The sequence below is a fragment of the Bacteroides sp. MSB163 genome (assembly GCF_036416795.1).
In the GTDB taxonomy this organism is placed as follows: domain Bacteria; phylum Bacteroidota; class Bacteroidia; order Bacteroidales; family Bacteroidaceae; genus Bacteroides; species Bacteroides maternus.
The window spans coordinates 3,753,234-3,770,890 of record NZ_CP143867.1; the positions used below are offsets into that span (position 1 = coordinate 3,753,234).

The window sequence follows — 17,657 nt, forward strand, 5'->3', positions numbered from 1 at the left end:
TAAACTTATACCCTTTTTCAGAACATATAAGCGCAGGATGCAACGAATGTCCTGTTCTTATTGTCCACACCAATCTTATTTGTATTCTTCATGCCCCAATCATACCCGATGGAAAACTGGACGTGGCGTGCAATCTCCGTCCCGGCACGGAATCCCAATCCCCAATCGAAGGGTTGAGCATTTTGTCGCTGAACATGTTGCCTGACGTTTCCTTTGTCGTGGTTGTTCCCTTGTCGGGAGTAATGGTTTCCTTTGCTTTGCCAAACAGTCCGATGTTAAAATAGGGTCCGGCATTGACGAACAGGCTGACGTCCCGTCCTACAGAAAACTTGTAGCCGATGTGGACGGGAATATTCAGATAGTAAGGAGTACACTTATTGTCTGCAGTAAAGCCTGATGACGGTTTGTCCGGCTTGTCTCCAGTAGGGGAGGTATAGTTTCCGTTGTAGTAGTACCCCGGACTCTTCCATCCATGCGACGAGAGTAGTAGACCGAAGTCCACATACAATCCTTTCGTTGCCTGCGGAAATCCAAGTTCTCCCTTAAATCCGACGTGGAAACCGGACTGCGAATCGTAAGCACTCGGAGCACTGAGGTTGTAGCCACCTGTCACTCCCATTCTGAAATCCTGCGCCTTGCCTGCCATGCAGAAGGCAGAGGCGAAAAGCATTGTCAATAGAATCTTTTTCATACTGAAATTAATTGTCGTTAAATGAATGAATAAATAAATCTGTTTTACTATTTGGGGGTGCTCTGAGAAACTCCCCGTTTTTCTTTTTCTTCTTCTTTAGGCTTGAACGTGTATTCCTGATAAATTCGTTCCTGACCGGAAACGCTTACCGGGTCTTCATACGTCAGGTATATGCACAATTTGTTGTCATCAATCTTGTCTATCAGCCAATAACGAGGATAGTCCATGTAGATGACGTTGAATTGCGGAGTGGTGAAAGCCCAAGAGAAGTAGGTCGTGGTATCTCTTATCCCTCCATCCATATAAGTCGTGATTGTTCTCCACGACCCTTTCCCATTGTCGCCAAAGCGCCATATCTCGTGTACGTCATAGCCGTAGTACGTCGAGCGGTAATCCCTTTCCCACTTCTTGTTGGTCAACTGTTCTATTCTCTTTTTCTGACCGACATCATAATAGCCCGACTTCTTGATACATCCAGATAATAGCGCGGTTGTCGATAGTATTAGGATAAGATAGACGATTGCTCTCATATTGTTTCCAGCCCTTTATAGGTTTCTACTATTCGTTAATCGATAAAATCAATCCTAATCAAGCAAGCACCTGTTGCCGTAGGATTATAAAGGTATCCCTTAAATTTCCAATAAGTATTAGGATTGCTGCCCGATGCTTTCCATGTAAAATTCCATGTCTCCATAGAACCACTTCCAGACATTACTATCGCTCGGTCATTGTCACCGTTACCGGAAGGATAATCTCCGCTTTCCGGGGTCTTCTTGGCATCTGTTTTACAGTCAATCTCAAAATAATAGTATTTATACCCAAACATATTGATATCAATCTTGGATTTGATTTGAGTGCCGGCATAGAAATTGGCTTCATTCACTGCGCCTGCCTGTAATTGCAGAGAGGCTCGCGTGCCTCTGGTTACAACAGTACCCACTTCTTCCGGCGAAGTTTTCTCTATCGTGACTGCAGCATCATGGTTTATCGTCCGAATCCACGTCTCGCCACCATAAGTACTGTAAACAATCTGACTGACATCCTCACGCTTGGCTGCTGCAGCCAGCTTGGAGTTTAATGTTTTCAGTTCGTCTTCAAACCTGGTTCGGTTGGCTGGAGATACCTTTTGAAGTTCCTGGTAATCGGAGTCATAGATATAGGCCAATGGGGAGTTCTTTTTGTTCACGTTGATGTAATACTCTCCCAACAATTTATTCACATCAACAAACTTTGAAAGTACCTCGGCGTCAGTCTGGTAGTCACGCATTGCAGGCATTTCGTCACTCACAACAGTAGCATCCGAACATGATGCTACGCATAGTCCTATTGACAATAGAACGGCTAATGATAAAAATAAATTCGTCATACTAAAATTACTATTTTCAAGTTACTTCTCATTCCTTATGGTCTCATTATGAACCAATATGTACATACAATATAACTGGCCGAATGTACGCTTGGACAAACGTAAATCATCTTCGTTCTCAACATCTAATTTATGGAAGCCTTGGCTATCTTTTACTATATGCTTTATAAAGCGTCGTTTTGCGATTTCCCATTTAAGGAACAGGCCATCGTCCAAAGAAGGGGGCAAACTCAATTTCTTCTCAATATTCCAAAAATCAATATCAATATAGATGCTATAATTCTTTCTGATACGTTCTTGGAAACTGTGATTATGTATAGCTATTGCTTTCTTCTCTTTCTCTTGTGACGTATGAGGATAATGTAAAGTTATGCTATCTCCTTTCTGGATAGAATACAGATCAAAATCATACCTGTCATCCAACAAATAAATTTTCACCTCATCATCACTAAAACTGTATCCGACAATCGCAGACGTTGCAATGTTCCTCTCTTCATATTTTTTTTGCAAATCCGTTGTTAAATCGACATTTGCAATAGCTAACACATAGCAAGTATCTAAAGAATTGTTTGAAAACAATTCTTTAGATTCAGCTCTCTGATAGACAAGACACAAAAGTAAGCAGAATACTATATTGGCATGTCTTCTCAAAAAACTTAAATGTTTCATGTTACTTAAAATTTAGTTTGTAAATAATTAATTTATATCTGTTGATACAGACTTTATCATAGCGGCATTTACCTTACAAGGATGCAAAATTATCCGTGTAGTATCAGTTGTAACAGTAAAATCCGACTGAAACGGATAAATTGATATCTGAACCGCCCAAATGGGCGGTTTATGCACAAAAAACTAATTTTCGAATTGGCGTTTCGGCAAACGTAAAGTGTAACACTGTTCGTTTCAACATTCATTTTAATCATTTCGAAAGTGATTTTGTCCGTTTCAGCCGGTTTTATCTTATCAAATAAAGAAGCAAATCCCTATCTTTGTGGAATATGAAGTAACTTTGCATCTGATATGACAAAAGAAAATATAAAAATAATGAACTGGCGGAACGGGCTTTTATTATCGGCCGTTTCCTATGTGTTCTACCTCATTATATGGTTAATTCTCGATGATGAAACAATTGACCAATCTCCGGGAATGGCGGCAGTCGATTATATCGTCGATTTTTTATTGTGCATGCTCTTTACCTATATATCTTTGGGGTTCTCTTATCTCGTTTTTAGGATTTTGCCTTTCAGGATATCTAATGTGTGGGTGATTGTCTATGCCTCATGTCTTTTGACTCTGAATAATATTGTCGCATTCGGCATGATATCTTTATTCAATTTCTTATGGGATGAAACCGGGAACAGACTTCTTGACGAATTACTCAACATGAAAGGCGCATATACTTTTGCAATGATATCCACCTTCATATCAAGCGTTTATGCCAACGCATTCTACCTTCAATCTTACATCAAGGCACGTGACGAGAAGCAGACACTTGAAATGGCATTGATGAAGGAGAAAGAGATCGCCTTACAGTCACAACTCAACTCCCTGAAACTGCAAATCAATCCGCATTTTATGTTCAACAACTTCAACAATCTGCTGGAATTGATTGAAGAAGATACCGGACTGGCTGGCAAATTCCTAAGCAATCTGTCGAAAGTGTATCGGTACATCATTGCTAATCTGGACCGGAATCTGATTCCTGTTACAGATGAAATAAAGTTCCTTGATTCATACTTGTATCTAATGAAGGTACGTCATGCTGGAGGCGTCATTACGAAAATCAGTCCAGAGGTTAAAGAATGTAAGGGATTCCTTCCTCCAGCAGTGTTGCAGCTTCTTGTGGAGAATGCAATAAAGCATAATAGCTTTTCAATGGAGCATCCGCTGTTTATTGCCATCACGTTGTCGGATGATTATATCACTGTGCATAATCTTAAATCGCCTTTGCTGTCAAAAATGGACTCAACGGGCTTAGGCCATAAAAACATCATAGAACGATACGCATTGCTCTGCGACAAAAAGGTTAAGATAGAGAATGCCGAAAACTTCTATTCGGTAAGTTTGCCAATAATTAAAAACATCATTTCCCATGAAAATACTGATTCTTGAAGATGAACAGCGCAATGCCATGCGCCTCATAAGATTACTAAATGATATTGATGCAACGTTTGTAATTGAAGGTCCATTTACAAGCATAAAAGAGGCGGTCGAATTTTTCCAATCAAGAAAAACAACAGACCTCATACTTGCGGATATCCGTCTTACTGACGGTCTAAGTTTTGAGGCTCTTAAATACGCTCCGGCAACCGTCCCCATCATATTCACTACTGCATATGATGAGTATGCGGTACAGGCATTCAAGTTCAATAGTTTCGACTATCTCCTGAAACCTTTGGATGCCGATGAACTTGAAGCAGCCATAAATAAAGCAATCAAAGCAGGTAAAAATTATACCGAAGAGAATTTCCGGCAGCTTTTCAACGCGTTACAAAAGAACCAGTTCCGTTATCGGGAACGTTTCCTGTTACCTTATCGTGACGGATATAAGACAGTACGTGTCTCGGACATCAATCATATTGAGACTGAAAATAAGAATGTGTATCTTCGCCTTAATAACGGTACTTCAGAAGTTGTCAATGTGTCAATGGAAGAACTTGAACAGCAACTCAACCCAGACTGTTTCTTCCGTGCAAACCGGCAATATATTATCAACGTAGAGCATGTTTTGTTCCTCGGTAATTATTTCGGAGGGAAACTTATTGTCCGTTTAAAGGGTTATCCGAAGACAGAAATCCAAGTAAGTAAGGAAAAAGCTCAACGTATTAAGGAATGGCTTGACAGGTAAAGTTATAAAAATGACTATAGTAAAGGTATCAAATTCAAAAAATAGTATTTTACTATGAGGTAATATACAAGTTGTCTATAGTTCGTTATACGTATTTCACATATTCATTTATGAATTTGGGAAACAAAATATTGGTTTTAGCAATTTTGCACATATTGTATCAACAAACTATAATTAACCTATTACAATAACAAAACAGCTTCTATTTGTTCCTATAGCATTTGAAGATTTCCGCTTTCGATATTCCGAGCGTCTTTTTAAGACGCTGTAAAGTTCACAGACATAAACAGTTTGAAAGTGATTCGTTACAGATAATTATCATTGCACAGCAATCTTTTATATTTTTCCAATCCTGAGATAGTATCCCCCCCATAGACTACATTGCAGATAACAGATTTACGAAAATAAGTCAGTAATAGCCTACCATACTGTTCATGCATAATTTTACATATTCACCCTTCATTAAGAACCTGTTGCCATTATGATAAAAAATCTATAACTTTTCATATAAAAGTATTTCACTCTCTCCAATAAATTTATTCTGTGATCTTATAAGATTTCTAAAAATACTTCAAAGCCTTTTTAGAAGTATAAATTATAGAGACTGACATATAAAGATTCACCTTATTACAGCAAATTTAAACAAATAATACAAATGAATGCTTTATTTATACTTAAACCAATATAACATGTTATTTTTAAGTGTAAACAAACAAGAATATTTGCATAATAAATATATAAACCAGTTGGCACAGCCTGCCGAATCTTGCCGTATTTCAGTTCTCTTTTCCCCATTATAGCCATTTCCCCTTTTTTATAACCTTGTCATGACTTCACCTTGCCGTAGTTCAGGGTGCGAAGCTACGGTCGGGGCCCCTAAAAATCTGCAAGCCCGCTTTGCGCCCTACGGGTTTTGGCGAAAATTTTTCAATCCGTCCAGCGGGGCGGTTGAAAATTTTTCACCAAAAGCCTTGCATATTTTCTCCCCGTCCGTATCTGCCCCCTGAAACGAGCAAGGTGAAGCCACCGACAAGGCATAAAAAAAAAGTCAATGTTATGAAAAAGAGAACTGAAATACAGCAAGATTTGAAACGAGGCTTCGGCTTCGCTCCAACCGGCATTAAAAATTTGGTGAAGTGGTCGCTGGTCGGCTTTGTGGTGTACGTGGCGATACGTTTCGTGTGTGCCTTTTTAGGTGGTGTGGCGATTGTTTTGGGCGGTGTATTGCCCATGTTGGCAGGTTTGGCGGTCGTGGTTTTCCTCATCCGTGCCGTGTGGCGCATCCTTTCCCTTTGCGTGCTCGCTCTTCTCATCCTTGTTCTTTGCGTGATACTCTGACAGAATATGAATCATTTTAAAATCAAATCATTATGACTAAAGTACATTTATTAGGAGCTAACAGAAGTTACGACAGAAACGTTCAGACCGTTTCAGTCAATCAAGTGGTAGTATTGGAAGGCTACAGCTATGACAGCTATGTTGTCCATGAAGTAAGCCGCAACGAGTGGGGAATAACCTATCATCTTATCAATTTGCGGACATACGAGTTTCATACATCCGACCTTATCCGGCCGTTATCGAAAAAATTCGGAATAGGAATCTATTACGATGATGCGAACCCCAAGTTCTTGGATCCGTTGGAAACAGCCGCTTTACTGACCAAGGCAAAAGAGAAGAAAGCCGAAGCGGAACGGAAAGCGAAGGAAGCAAGGGAAGAATACGAGCGTATTGCAAAAATCGGTGCGGAACGTTTGCGCCCCCTTATCCCGACGGATGCAAAGGCGGTCATTATCGGCACATTGAGGGTGAACGAATGCGACAGTTATACGGACTATTACGATTACAGTATAGCAAGAACCGTCATTTTAGGCTTTTCCAAACATACACGCAACCTCTTTTCAGAAATGCGCAAGCATGCCGCCAATTTTGAGGAAACGGCCTATTTGGCGGAATATAACGCAGATTACGAACACCGTGAAAATTACAGCATGGGAGACGGTATGTATTTGGGCAGGAACAAGTACAGCGGTTGGACGATTGAGAAAGAGCCTATCTACGACCTTGAAAAGTTCATAGAACGGTATGCGCACACCGCAGGGGATGAAGCCAACCTTTGTATGAAAGCACCGCAGACGGACAGCGATACGGCAGGACAATCCACAGCAACCGCAGACCTTTCAACCCTCAATCTTGAAATCGTGGAATACAGCGAAAAGGCGATAGCCGTATTCGGTGACACCAAGCCGATAAAGAACGTTTTGAAAGGCTTGAACGGTCTGTTCCGTGCAAACCTCACTTATAAGGGTGAAAGGCGTGCAGGGTGGATATATTCCAAGAAGCAGGAGCAGAAAGTAAGGGGAAGCACTCGCCACGTGCATCCATGTATGACAGCATGAACGGCAGGGTGGAGCAATCCGCCCAACTATCAAAGAACCCATAAAAAGTAACGACATGAGAACGGAAACAAGAACATACACCCTCTATCGGATAACCGAGTTATCCGAGGAAGCCAAAGAGAAAGCACACACCGAATGGTTGTGCAACCGATATTTTTACGGTTGGACGCACGAGAACCGTAAAACCCTTGATGCCTTTTGCGAACGCTTCGGTATCGTGTGCCGTAATTGGAGATATGACGCATGCAATTATAGCTATGACTACCGCAGTAAGCAGGAAGACTGCATAGACGGGTTAAGCGGTTGGCGGTTGATGGCCTATCTGATAAACCACCATTGGAACGACCTATACACGCCAAAATATTTTTGGAAAGGGATGAAAGGACGAAAAAGCAGGATATTTGTAGATACTTGTTGTCCCCTTACGGGCTATTACATAGATGACTGTATTCTCGATCCGATTTATAAGTTCTTGAAATCCCCCATAGAGAATGTCACGTTTGATGACCTTATGAACGATTGTCTCGACAGCTTTTTCCGTGCTTGCCGGGATGATATGGAGAGTACCCAAACTTTGGAATACTTCACGGAAGAAAGCAATGCCAATAATTGGGAATACCTTTCAGACGGAAATTTATTCAAATAATTATCAACATTTTAAAATTTATCATTATGAAGACGAACAAAAAAGTACAGAAGAACAACGTACAGAAATCAGAGAAAGAGACAGCAGTAAAAGCAACCGCTTTGGCAATCATTCCAAAACCGATGATATTACTTTCACCGCAGAACGTGCCCACGGCTACCGAAGTGACGGGAACACCCGAAACGGCAACAGTTCCGGCCATAACGGAAGAAGCACCGCAGCAAGCCACATTCAAAACACCGCTTGCAACGGCCACAGCCGAAACCGACCTTGATATTACCACCGTGCATCCGAGCGCAGACAACCACCGCAAGACGTTCAATGACGCATCTTTGCAGGAACTTGCGGAAAGTATTCGGGAGGTTGGCGTTTTGCAGGCTATCGCAGTACGCCCACGCACGGCAGGAGGTTACGAAATCATTTACGGAGAACGCCGTTATCGTGCCTCACTGCTTGCAGGAGCAAAGACGATAAAGGCAACTATCTATAATAATATAACAGATGATGAAGCGGAAGATATGTCACTGAGTGAAAATTTGCAGCGTGAGGAAGTACGCCCCACCGAAGAAGCGAAAGCCTTCAAACGCTTGCTTGAAAAGGGCAGATATGATATGTATTCACTTGTCAGCCGTTTCGGACGAAGCGAGAAATATATCTATACCCGTCTGAAACTGAACGAACTGTATCAGCCTATCGGTGAACTGTTGGACAATGAAACAATCACTATCAGCGTAGCCGAAGAGATAAGCACCTATGAACCTAATATCCAAAAGGACGTTTACGAGAAACACCTCAAAGAGAACAGCAGGGACAATTGGGCAGGTTATACGCTGAAACTGTTCAAGAAGTATTTTGAAGAATACTATACCACCGACCTCGAACAATACAAGTTCGACAAGACGGAATGTAAGGCGTGTGTACACAACGCAGCCAATTACAACCTTTTTGCCGAGCATAACGGGTGCGGACATTGTACCAACCGCAAGTGTTTGGATACCAAAAATGCCGCATTTGTAGCAAAGGAAACGGAGAAACTGTTGAAATCCGACCCGAAGTTGGTGATAGCCCGACCCTATTACGGTGGCATGAACGAAACGGCACTTCAGAAACTCGACAAGAAAGGGCACGAGATAAAAGAATTGAATTATACCGTTTCGGCACAAAGTTTTCCGAAAGCCCCCGAAGCACCGAAACAAGAACAGTTTTCCAAACCGAAGGAGTACGAACAAGCCGTACAGACCTTTGAACAGAAAAGCGAGGAATATGCCCGAAAGGTGGAAGAATTAAACCGGAAGAAGGAGGAAGGAAGGATAAAGACCTATGTAAAGGTGGGACAGACAGAGCCCGAACTTTGCTATGTAGAAATAAACAAGAAGGAAACCGCCCCCGTCACCGTCGAGACATTGCAGGCAAGGGACAAACGTTTCAAACAACTTTCCGTTGAAAAGATTGTAGCCGATACAAAGAAAGTAGTCCGTGAAAACGACTACCCCGAAAGCCCTTTTACACAGTACGAGGACGGGATGATGTATTTCATCATGCTGACCAAGCTGCAAAGAAAGCATTATCCGCTTTGCGGTATCAAGGACCAGCCTATCCGATTGGATGAAAAACAGCGGATGAAAATTGTAGCCAAGCTGACCGATGCACAGAAAACAGTTATCAAACGGGACTTTATCAACCATTTTCTTTGCGAGGACGCTTACGGGGATAACAGTGCATCCAAACTGTTACGGGACTTCGCAAACATGCACTTCCCCGACCAGTACGGACTCGCCAAAGCCACCCACGAGGAAGAATATCAGAAACGGCATGAACGTTTGGACGAAAGGATAAAGGAGATGAAGAAAGCGGAAAAGGCGGCGGCCAAAAAGGACGGAAAACAGAATGTTTCCCCCACATTACCCAATAATGACGAGGCTGCTTGAATTTACAGTATTGAAAGGTGAAGTTTTTCACCTTTCAATATTCAACTCGATTTTATAAGATTATAACATGATGAAGAAAGAAGAAATCATTGATACCATCAAACAATTTGCGTGTTCTTTGGCAGAAAAAGAACTTGTAGATAAATACGGGAAATTGCCCGAACAACTGATGACTAAGAGAGGGGAATACCGTTCAAAATATCAGGATGAATTTAACAAGCTATACGATAGATACGAGGATAGGCTTATCCGTTTATCGGGAAAGAATGCAGATAAATTGTTCGTATGCGAATAACTATGTCATGTGCCGGAAACAATCATCCGGCACATATTTCCCCCGCCCCCGAAAGAGCAGAGGGCAGGGCCGAGCGACCCCACCCACACCGCCACCGTAATTATCATTCAAAAACATCAATCAATGAAATATATCAGAATTTCCCCGAATGTGAAATATTCCACCGATATGGATTTTTTCCTTGAACATCAAATCCTCTGTATGGTAAGTAAAGAAGGCACGAAATTTTGCAGCCTGATAGAGAACCGTTTGTTCATGCGTTCCGACAACCGCCATATCAGTGAACGGATGCAACTGAACATCATGCGTGAAATCCATAAGGACATCTGCCGTCTTTGTTATGGCGGCGAACCCGTGGACTGACCTGCCACACCCCACACCTGCAAATCCCATCCGAAAAAAGTCGGGCAATCCCTATGCGGTTGCCCGGCTTTTTTCTATTTTTGCGCAGTTGAATTTTAAAAAGATAGTTATAAGACTAAAAAAGTTGAATGATTACATAATATAATAGCTTTTAGCTGTTTATTCTACTCTCGAAACGACCAATTTTAATGCAGGAGAATAAACGGGCGAAGTCCTTGTCATACGCTTATGGCACGGTCTTAACTCGTTTCCTGCATGGGTGCTTGGTCGTACCTGAGAGTAAAACTTGTTAAGTACCGTGCTTTTTTCGGTACATAGCAGGAAGTTACGGACAAGGTATCCACCAAAAAATCATAGCAAGATGTACAACAAGAGCGTTGCCATTACCGGCAGTACCATTGAAAAGACAACAAAATACGACCAATTCAGGGAAGATAAAATCCGTATGGACCTCTACCGGATTATTCTTTCACTTTACAATGAAGGTTATCGCGCATTTACCTGCAATCTATATTCCTATATCGGATTATTAGGCGCAGACACGATAGTCATGCTGCGTGAAGCGGACAAATGTCCGGATATAACCCTTTCGGCAATCATACCGGAAACGGCTTTTCCGGCAGATACCGACAAAGTGTATCGTGCCTTGTATGATGACCTGATGAAGCAGACGGACAATAAAGAAATGCTTCCGGAAAAAGAGGTTTTCAGCAACACCCTTATCGGCAGTCATATCGTCTGTTATTATGATGACTTTTCCGAAGAAATCGGGCAGGTGCGTGCATCCGGTATTCCCTATACCAATATCCGTAAAATGATATAGGCATATATCCTTTGCCGCATATTACAGCAACTTTTCCAGCCGTGCAATCCGTTTTTCGGTTGACGGATGCGTACTCATGATATATTCGGTAAACGAAGGCCCCCCGCCGCCCGTTTCTGTCACCGCCAACCGCCGCAGGAACGAGAGCAGACCTTCCCCACAGCCATAACGCACGGCATACGTGTCGCAACGGTATTCGGCATATTTGTTGATATTCACGTCAGCTATCCGGCTGATGCCGTAAATCGTGTGATGCAGCAGTTTATAAAGACTCCACCACAGCTTTGCCATCCCCGCCACAGCGAACCGGACAGCCGGAACCACTGCAATCACAAGGTTGCCGATTATTCCGAAAAACAGTGCAGGAATCAGGAACAGTCCGTACAGACAACGGTAGCCCAACGACTGCATCGAGAACAGAAGTACCTGATAAACGAAATCATAATGCGAAATATGCCCCACTTCGTGGCTGATTATCCCTTTGAGTTCCTCATCCGTAGCCGCCCGTAGTATGCCGTCCGTCAGACCGATGGTATTGAAACCGAAAGTCACGGCGTTCGTGCGAGCGTCCCTGTTACGGTAGATATTCAGTTTCCTTTCCATCCCCATTTCTGCGAGCAGGCGTTCCAGCCGTGCCCGTTCGTCACCGCCCAACGGCTTATAACCTTCCTTTATCCGCATGATCCATACGTTCAGCGGTGAAAGGCTGTACAGGATATAAAGCAGTACAAGATAGAAAGGCATCGAATAGACCAGATGATGCGCAAAGGAGTATTCGGCAAACAGTTCCGGCAGGAAGGAAGGGGCTACCCATTCCACAATAAGAAGAAGCAGGACATAAAAAGCCGATATAAGGATAATGTTTACCACTGTCACGTAACAGAGCAGAAGCAGCTTGAATAAAATGCGGAATATACGGAGTGTTGTTTTCATATGCTTATAAATTTAAAACGGTTGGTAAATATAAAAAGTTAATTTGAATCACCGGGTGGGTAAATCAATCAAATTACTGCCATACAGTCAAATTTATGGAATGAAAAACGGCGGGATGCCCCGCCGTTCTCACTTATAGGTATTGGTAACGGCTATTCTTCCGTCGTACCGCTTTCCGTGTCAAATGTTACTGTCATTTCCCTTTCCTGCCCGAAATTGTCCCGGACAAAGAATTTCAGTTCCGAGCGTCTGGCACTTGTAGAGCGGTAAAAGAGAGTGAATACCTGCTTCACCGGATTTTCCGTATCCAGTCCCGGCACCTCTGCCAGTGGCCTCACTTCCCGGTTCACAAGTTTTATGCCTTCACTGTCGGACACTTCTCCCTTGCCTTCCATCTGGATGTAACCTATTTCATACTCCGCCTTTTCATAGTCCCCTTCACGGTCAAGATAAAAGCATATCTCCACCGTTTCATCCGTCGCGATCTGCTTTTGCAGATACCATGACGAGAGGCTGAAATCATAATCCTGACGGATGTCTATTTCATCGTTACAAGAACTGAAGGCCAGCGCCGCAAGCAGTGCGCCTATACATATATAATACATTTTTCATTTTCTGTTTCTCCTTTCTCTTTTGGTTAGTTGATGATAAAGCGGACGCCCAAACCTACCTGCGTATGGAAGTTCCCCGCATCCGTTCCGAACAGCGCCCTTTCCTTGACTTGCAGCAGGAAGATGATCCGGTCTGTCAGATAGACATCGAAAGCCGCAGTCAGTCCTCCGCCATAAATAAAACTGTCCCCGTTTGTCACTGCCGCCCCGTCAGGAAGCAGGGAGGTTCCCCAGTTGACCGTCTCGAAACCGCCCAGAGCGGAAAGTCCGATACGGAAACAGATATTCCGGCCCTTGTCCGACAATACGGGAATAAAATAGCCGAGTTCCCCCGTGAACTGCGTTTTGGGTATTGCCTCATTTTCGTAGGTGTACTCCTTTATCTGATAATCCAGACCATACAGCCAGCAGGTACGGTTACGGTTGGTATGTGTAAAGGCCAGCGAGGTGAAGTAGTGGCGTTCGCCGCCACTCTTCCATGAAAGGAAATGATTCACCCCGCCCGATGTGAACTGTATGCCTGTCTGTCCCGACAGGTCACGCTGCGCGTGTGCTTCGCCCGCAAAGAGCGACAACACGGCAACTGTCAGTATGAATAGTATTCTTTGCATATACATTATTATATATAGGTTATTATTTCAGATGCAGTTCACTGATTGGTTTTGCCGCCACAAGGTCTGTGTTCTCTATGCGGAACGACTGGTGACGGGCACCGCCCTTTTCGTAAACCTCCACCACGAGCAGTTTGTCATCCGGCAGGGTGAGCTTGGGCAGCACGAATATGTTACGCACTGTGGCCTTCCCGTCCACCGTTACCAGGCGGTTGTATGTCCTTACCGGTTCTATGAGGTTCTCCTGCATGGCCGTGCGCTTGGCTACTTTCTTATCCACCACTTTGAAACGGATATAGTCAATGTCGAACGATATATCCGAACTGTTGCGCAGAGAAGTATGCAGGTACAGCAGGTCATTGTTGATATAAAGCCCTTTGAGCAGTGTCTGTATGCCGTACTTCTTGCAACCGATATGCCTGATGTCCCTTTTGTTCTTCTTATACAGCGTGTACATGATACGGTTCACCACCAGCGGTGTCTCCCCGCCGAGTTCTTTCAGCTTCACGAACATGCGGTCGCCCACAATCCCGCCTTCGGGATTGTCCCGGAGCCAGTCTTCCATCTCAATGGAGAGCTGTGCCGGTTCGTCCTTATAAACCACATTAAAAGAATAGAAACAACCGTCGGCAGTGATGACGGAGAAGTTCGTTTCCCCTTCAAAACCTTTCACCGCCGCCTTGATGCGTACTACATTTTCCGCTCCCGTGGCCTTGTCCGCTATGATGTCGAACGAGCCCAAATCAACATATTTCACTTCGGAAGGGAAAAGGATATGTACGGTTTTCTGAAAAGTCACCTCAATCTTATGCGGTGCGATAATCTGGTTGGTGGGGAAAATCTTTGTTTCCACCGGTTCCTGCGCCCTGCTTGAATAAACAGCCAACAGCAGAATGATTGATAAAAGAAATCTTGTTTTCATAATCTGATTACTATTTTTTGGAAATGAATAAAAGTTGATAATTCGCCTTTACAGCCACCTTCACCTCACGCATCTTTGTGGCCAGATATTGTGATCCGCCGCTAAGTACGCCCCTTGTCACGTCCATGACGAGTTGTTGCGAGGCACTGCGTGCGAACGAGATGCTTGTTCCGAAACTGCCCCCGATATTGGCAGCGGCTTCTTTCATGGCGGTACGTTCCGCTGTATTCGGAACGAAAAGTCCGGCCTGCCCGTCCATATCGTAAGCCGTTAGTTCCACCGGCAGGATATTCCCGCCACTCTCTATGGAGTTTACCGTGACTGCCATCCGCTGCCCTTCGATACGCACCGTACCATATAGCGGAGTATTGGCAGGTACAAGCACACCGCCCACTTGCAGCGGTTCCAGCAACCGGAACTTCAGTCATGCTCCGGTGGTCACTGTCTGGTCTTCAGCCACGCAGGCACGTATCGTATTGGCTCCGGCAAGCTGTCCGCCGCCCACGGCCGTGGCAAAACCGTAATTGCGGGGTATCGTGTCGGGTATCGGAGGTACGGCCAGTGACGAAACCACATTCTCCGTGGCACGTCCGGCAGCTATGGCGGCAGGATTGCCGGATGAACCGCCCGTAACGCCCGCAGGCTGTATGTTTTTCACCTGTCCCCCCGTCTGTCCGGGGAAATAGCGTGCCGCCATCTCATACGACTTTTCCATCAGTTCCAGCGGGTCTTGTCCTTTCCGTTCGCGTTCCAGCTTTTCGTTAAGCTCCTTCACCTGCCGTTCCAGTTCGTCCACCTTCGGACTCTCCTTCGGTTCCTGATAGAACGAGGTGATCTGCCTTGAAATCTGCCGCTGTTTTTCTCTGAACTCCCGGATAGCATCCGCTTTCGGTACATCTTCTTCCGGTTTCAGCCCGTCCGTTGTGTCCGGTGTCAGATAGCCCCCGGCCACATCTTGCAAGGTTCTTACCTTCTCCTGCCTGCGTTTCTTCATTTCTTCCAGTTCGTAAGCCTTCTGTTTGTCGGCCATCGTCTCCGGTGCGATAGCGTCGGGTATCGTCGTATTGATTCCCGCCATTCCTTCCACCGTTTCGGGTGTGTCCGGTTTGAAGATAAACCAGATGAACCCGGCGCAAAGCAGGGAGAGGAATGTCACCACGCCATAGAATTTCAGTTTGTCGGTAACCTTGCGGTTTAACTTCTTCTCCTTTTCGGATGCAGGTTCCGCTTTCTGCGTTTTTTTATTCTTTTCTTCTTTCTTATCGGATTGTGTCATTGGATACATTGTTTTTTAATGGTTGGATACTGTCCGTTTGGGGAAGCGCAATCCTTTGGAGATGCTGTACCTCAATCGGAAATTTGTCTGTCCCGCAGAAACCGCCCACGATGTAGGCAAGGTCGATGGCGGCGAAGAGTCCGAGCAGGTAAAGGATGATAATCCTTTGCTGCCGGTAGCTCAGCCGTTGCCACCGCCTGCGGAGTTTTATTATATATCGGTCTTTCTCCGTTCTGAACGAGTGGAAGACCTTTTTTATACCGTTATCTTTCATACTGTCCGATGTCCCTGTTTTCGATGATGGTAAAACTCTCTATCAGAAAGCCCTGCGGATTGTTGTCGCTCCGGGTTACATTCCTCAGACGGCAGGTGGTGACAAGCGACCTTTCGGTAACGCTGCTCGAACGGATGATGTGCTGCCGGCTATAGGTCTTCATCTCGTATGGATAACTGTTGAAATTCCCCTGTATGCTGTCCACCGTCAGCGTCTGCGAGATGTTTCCCGCGATCATCCGGTTGAAGTAGCCTTTCTCCTGCAAGTTCCGGTAGTAACCGATGGCACTTTCATCCGAAAGGTAAAGGGCACGCTGGATGTTGCTTTCAATGGCGCTCTTGTCCGGTGACAGGGTGAAAAACAGTTCGTGGAAACGTCTGATATGTTCCCTCGCTTCCACGGGGCGGTTCTGCTGCACGTCCTGCGAAAGTGCCAGCATCAGCGATTTTCCGCTGTCCAGTACATAGATTTTCTGCCGTTGCGCCTCGGCAAACTCGTATGCCTTTCAGGTGGCAAAGACCGTTACCAGTACGCATACTCCCAGGAATACCATTCCGAACAGCCGTAGCTGCCGGAACGATGTCTCGATGTTTTTTAATGATTTGAACTCCATGTCTTCTTTCTGTTTTTTTAAGTGATACGTTTAGAACATTTTCTTGATGCGTCCGGCTACCGATCCACCGACTGCCCCACCGACTGCCGCCGCACCGTTTCCGGCCATTTTCCCGGCACCGTTGGCCTTCTGCCCGTAAGCTCCCGCACCGCCTGCCTGAATAATCCATGAGGACACCGTGGGAACGCAGAAATAACCGATGATACCTATAATCATGAATATACAATACACACTGCCCGATGCGTCTGGTATGAATGTCGGGTCCTGCATCTGCTTGATGTCCTGCTGCAACATCAGAATCTGTATGCGTGAGAGGATAGCACCGAACAGGTCACCCACGGGCAGCCATAAGTAAATACAGATATAGCGTGACAGCCATGTGGTGAGCGTACTCTGGAATCCGTCATAGACGGCCAGCGCAAAAGAGATTGGCCCCAGTATGGAAAGGACAATCAGAAAGAAAGTCCTCAGCGTGTCTATCAGCAGCGAGGCTGCCTGAAAGAACAGTTCCAACAGTTCGCGGAACCATTGCCGTACTTTTTCCCCCATGTCATACACCGCCTTCTGCCCGTACATGTTTATCATCGTGTCCATGTCCCCCAGCGACCAGCCAAGCTCGTCTATCTTCTTGTCAAATTCCTCATCACTCACAAGGAAAGCCTTTGCCGGGTCACGGAGCATCGCTTCCCGTTCCAGTTCGTCCTTTTCTTCCTGATACTTTTTCATGTCGAAAGTCTGCTGTTCCACCAGTGAGGAAGTGGCACTGCATACGGGGGAAAGAATCCCGTTGATTGTACCCAGTACCATTGTGGGGAAAAACATGATGCAAAGCCCCAGCACAAACGGCCTGAAAAGCGGGAACACGTCTATCTCTTCCGCCCTTGAAAGGGACTGCCACACCCGGTACGCCACGTAGAACAGGGCACCTATACCGGCCACTCCCTTTGCCACGCTTGCCATATCCTCGCACAGCGGCATCATTTCATCGTAAAGCGAACGCAGCAACTCATGCAGGTTCGTCCAGTCTATTGATAGTAATACCATAGTCTATCTTTTTTTAA

General features: G+C 44.8%; 18 protein-coding genes and 4 pseudogenes. 9 read left to right on the forward strand and 13 right to left on the reverse strand.

Going from position 1 to position 17,657, the window contains the following annotated elements; translation table 11 throughout:
• Positions 1 to 17: 17 nt before the first annotated feature.
• The 4 genes and pseudogenes from VYM24_RS14055 to VYM24_RS14070 all read right to left on the reverse strand — a co-directional run bounded on the left by VYM24_RS14055 (position 18) and on the right by VYM24_RS14070 (position 2,726).
• Positions 18 to 691: pseudogene (locus VYM24_RS14055) on the reverse strand (porin family protein).
• A gap of 47 nt (positions 692 to 738) precedes the next feature.
• Positions 739 to 1,221 carry a 4-hydroxy-3-methylbut-2-enyl diphosphate reductase gene (locus VYM24_RS14060; RefSeq protein WP_330940281.1) on the reverse strand — a complete coding sequence of 161 codons (483 nt, stop codon included), beginning with the start codon at positions 1,219 to 1,221 and terminating at the stop codon, positions 739 to 741.
• Positions 1,222 to 1,256: 35 nt separating this feature from the next.
• The gene (locus tag VYM24_RS14065) at positions 1,257 to 2,057 is read right to left on the reverse strand and encodes a hypothetical protein (RefSeq protein ID WP_330940282.1); all 801 of its coding nucleotides are present in this window, start codon (positions 2,055 to 2,057) and stop codon (positions 1,257 to 1,259) included.
• A gap of 21 nt (positions 2,058 to 2,078) precedes the next feature.
• Entirely contained in the window at positions 2,079 to 2,726 is a 648-nt protein-coding gene (locus VYM24_RS14070; protein WP_330940283.1) for a hypothetical protein, read from the reverse strand.
• Between the two features lie 351 nt (positions 2,727 to 3,077).
• On the opposite strand from VYM24_RS14070, the gene VYM24_RS14075 reads away from it, so the two are divergent.
• The 9 genes and pseudogenes from VYM24_RS14075 (at position 3,078) to VYM24_RS14115 (ending at position 11,356) form a co-directional block, all read left to right on the forward strand.
• Entirely contained in the window at positions 3,078 to 4,169 is a 1,092-nt protein-coding gene (locus VYM24_RS14075) for a sensor histidine kinase (protein WP_330940284.1), read from the forward strand.
• Positions 4,150 to 4,905 carry a LytR/AlgR family response regulator transcription factor gene (locus tag VYM24_RS14080; protein ID WP_330940285.1) on the forward strand — a complete coding sequence of 252 codons (756 nt, stop codon included), beginning with the start codon at positions 4,150 to 4,152 and terminating at the stop codon, positions 4,903 to 4,905. The genes VYM24_RS14075 and VYM24_RS14080 overlap by 20 nt, the downstream gene beginning before the upstream one ends.
• 1,056 nt (positions 4,906 to 5,961) lie before the next feature.
• On the forward strand, positions 5,962 to 6,243 hold the full coding sequence (locus VYM24_RS14085; RefSeq protein ID WP_330940286.1) for a hypothetical protein: 282 nt from the start codon (positions 5,962 to 5,964) through the stop codon (positions 6,241 to 6,243).
• A gap of 32 nt (positions 6,244 to 6,275) precedes the next feature.
• Positions 6,276 to 7,293 (forward strand): annotated as a pseudogene (locus tag VYM24_RS14090) (fusion protein).
• Positions 7,294 to 7,356: 63 nt separating this feature from the next.
• Complete coding sequence (locus VYM24_RS14095) at positions 7,357 to 7,947, forward strand: hypothetical protein (protein WP_330940287.1); 591 nt, start codon at positions 7,357 to 7,359, stop codon at positions 7,945 to 7,947.
• 26 nt (positions 7,948 to 7,973) lie between these two features.
• Positions 7,974 to 9,875, forward strand: a complete 1,902-nt coding sequence (locus VYM24_RS14100; RefSeq protein WP_330940288.1) for a ParB/RepB/Spo0J family partition protein — start codon at positions 7,974 to 7,976, stop codon at positions 9,873 to 9,875.
• A 67-nt stretch (positions 9,876 to 9,942) separates the two neighbouring features.
• Positions 9,943 to 10,170, forward strand: coding sequence for a hypothetical protein (locus VYM24_RS14105; protein ID WP_330940289.1), 228 nt, complete (start codon positions 9,943 to 9,945; stop codon positions 10,168 to 10,170).
• Positions 10,171 to 10,293: 123 nt separating this feature from the next.
• Positions 10,294 to 10,533 (forward strand): hypothetical protein, encoded by a 240-nt coding sequence (locus VYM24_RS14110; RefSeq protein WP_009860244.1) that lies wholly within the window; start codon positions 10,294 to 10,296, stop codon positions 10,531 to 10,533.
• Between the two features lie 361 nt (positions 10,534 to 10,894).
• A complete protein-coding gene (locus VYM24_RS14115; protein WP_330940290.1) occupies positions 10,895 to 11,356 on the forward strand; it encodes a hypothetical protein in 462 nt (153 codons plus the stop codon).
• A gap of 21 nt (positions 11,357 to 11,377) precedes the next feature.
• Here the strand turns inward: VYM24_RS14115 and VYM24_RS14120 are convergent, their stop codons facing one another.
• The 9 genes and pseudogenes from VYM24_RS14120 to traJ form a co-directional block, all read right to left on the reverse strand.
• The gene (locus VYM24_RS14120; protein WP_330940291.1) at positions 11,378 to 12,289 is read right to left on the reverse strand and encodes a M48 family metalloprotease; all 912 of its coding nucleotides are present in this window, start codon (positions 12,287 to 12,289) and stop codon (positions 11,378 to 11,380) included.
• A 152-nt stretch (positions 12,290 to 12,441) separates the two neighbouring features.
• Positions 12,442 to 12,901 (reverse strand): annotated as a pseudogene (locus VYM24_RS14125) (TraQ conjugal transfer family protein).
• A gap of 25 nt (positions 12,902 to 12,926) precedes the next feature.
• Complete coding sequence (locus VYM24_RS14130) at positions 12,927 to 13,517, reverse strand: conjugal transfer protein TraO (RefSeq protein ID WP_330940293.1); 591 nt, start codon at positions 13,515 to 13,517, stop codon at positions 12,927 to 12,929.
• A gap of 16 nt (positions 13,518 to 13,533) precedes the next feature.
• Positions 13,534 to 14,433 (reverse strand): conjugative transposon protein TraN, encoded by a 900-nt coding sequence (traN, locus tag VYM24_RS14135; RefSeq protein ID WP_330940294.1) that lies wholly within the window; start codon positions 14,431 to 14,433, stop codon positions 13,534 to 13,536.
• A gap of 10 nt (positions 14,434 to 14,443) precedes the next feature.
• Positions 14,444 to 14,845 carry a conjugative transposon protein TraM gene (gene traM, locus VYM24_RS14140; RefSeq protein ID WP_330940295.1) on the reverse strand — a complete coding sequence of 134 codons (402 nt, stop codon included), beginning with the start codon at positions 14,843 to 14,845 and terminating at the stop codon, positions 14,444 to 14,446.
• 12 nt (positions 14,846 to 14,857) lie between these two features.
• Entirely contained in the window at positions 14,858 to 15,709 is an 852-nt protein-coding gene (locus tag VYM24_RS14145; RefSeq protein ID WP_330940296.1) for a conjugative transposon protein TraM, read from the reverse strand.
• The gene (locus tag VYM24_RS14150; RefSeq protein WP_009040011.1) at positions 15,693 to 15,983 is read right to left on the reverse strand and encodes a hypothetical protein; all 291 of its coding nucleotides are present in this window, start codon (positions 15,981 to 15,983) and stop codon (positions 15,693 to 15,695) included. The genes VYM24_RS14145 and VYM24_RS14150 overlap by 17 nt, the downstream gene beginning before the upstream one ends.
• Positions 15,973 to 16,596, reverse strand: a pseudogene (gene traK / locus VYM24_RS14155) (conjugative transposon protein TraK). The gene VYM24_RS14150 and the pseudogene traK overlap by 11 nt, the downstream one beginning before the upstream one ends.
• A 30-nt stretch (positions 16,597 to 16,626) precedes the next feature.
• Positions 16,627 to 17,640, reverse strand: a complete 1,014-nt coding sequence (gene traJ / locus VYM24_RS14160) for a conjugative transposon protein TraJ (RefSeq protein WP_330940297.1) — start codon at positions 17,638 to 17,640, stop codon at positions 16,627 to 16,629.
• Positions 17,641 to 17,657: the final 17 nt, after the last annotated feature.

Coding starts and splice junctions, on each gene's coding strand:
- VYM24_RS14060 (WP_330940281.1), bottom strand. CDS start 1,221: ATGAGAGCAATCGTCTATCTTATCCTAATACTATCGACAACCGCGCTA.
- VYM24_RS14065 (WP_330940282.1), bottom strand. CDS start 2,057: ATGACGAATTTATTTTTATCATTAGCCGTTCTATTGTCAATAGGACTA.
- VYM24_RS14070 (WP_330940283.1), bottom strand. CDS start 2,726: ATGAAACATTTAAGTTTTTTGAGAAGACATGCCAATATAGTATTCTGC.
- VYM24_RS14075 (WP_330940284.1), top strand. CDS start 3,078: ATGACAAAAGAAAATATAAAAATAATGAACTGGCGGAACGGGCTTTTA.
- VYM24_RS14080 (WP_330940285.1), top strand. CDS start 4,150: ATGAAAATACTGATTCTTGAAGATGAACAGCGCAATGCCATGCGCCTC.
- VYM24_RS14085 (WP_330940286.1), top strand. CDS start 5,962: ATGAAAAAGAGAACTGAAATACAGCAAGATTTGAAACGAGGCTTCGGC.
- VYM24_RS14095 (WP_330940287.1), top strand. CDS start 7,357: ATGAGAACGGAAACAAGAACATACACCCTCTATCGGATAACCGAGTTA.
- VYM24_RS14100 (WP_330940288.1), top strand. CDS start 7,974: ATGAAGACGAACAAAAAAGTACAGAAGAACAACGTACAGAAATCAGAG.
- VYM24_RS14105 (WP_330940289.1), top strand. CDS start 9,943: ATGATGAAGAAAGAAGAAATCATTGATACCATCAAACAATTTGCGTGT.
- VYM24_RS14110 (WP_009860244.1), top strand. CDS start 10,294: ATGAAATATATCAGAATTTCCCCGAATGTGAAATATTCCACCGATATG.
- VYM24_RS14115 (WP_330940290.1), top strand. CDS start 10,895: ATGTACAACAAGAGCGTTGCCATTACCGGCAGTACCATTGAAAAGACA.
- VYM24_RS14120 (WP_330940291.1), bottom strand. CDS start 12,289: ATGAAAACAACACTCCGTATATTCCGCATTTTATTCAAGCTGCTTCTG.
- VYM24_RS14130 (WP_330940293.1), bottom strand. CDS start 13,517: ATGTATATGCAAAGAATACTATTCATACTGACAGTTGCCGTGTTGTCG.
- traN (WP_330940294.1), bottom strand. CDS start 14,433: ATGAAAACAAGATTTCTTTTATCAATCATTCTGCTGTTGGCTGTTTAT.
- VYM24_RS14145 (WP_330940296.1), bottom strand. CDS start 15,709: ATGACACAATCCGATAAGAAAGAAGAAAAGAATAAAAAAACGCAGAAA.
- VYM24_RS14150 (WP_009040011.1), bottom strand. CDS start 15,983: ATGAAAGATAACGGTATAAAAAAGGTCTTCCACTCGTTCAGAACGGAG.
- traJ (WP_330940297.1), bottom strand. CDS start 17,640: ATGGTATTACTATCAATAGACTGGACGAACCTGCATGAGTTGCTGCGT.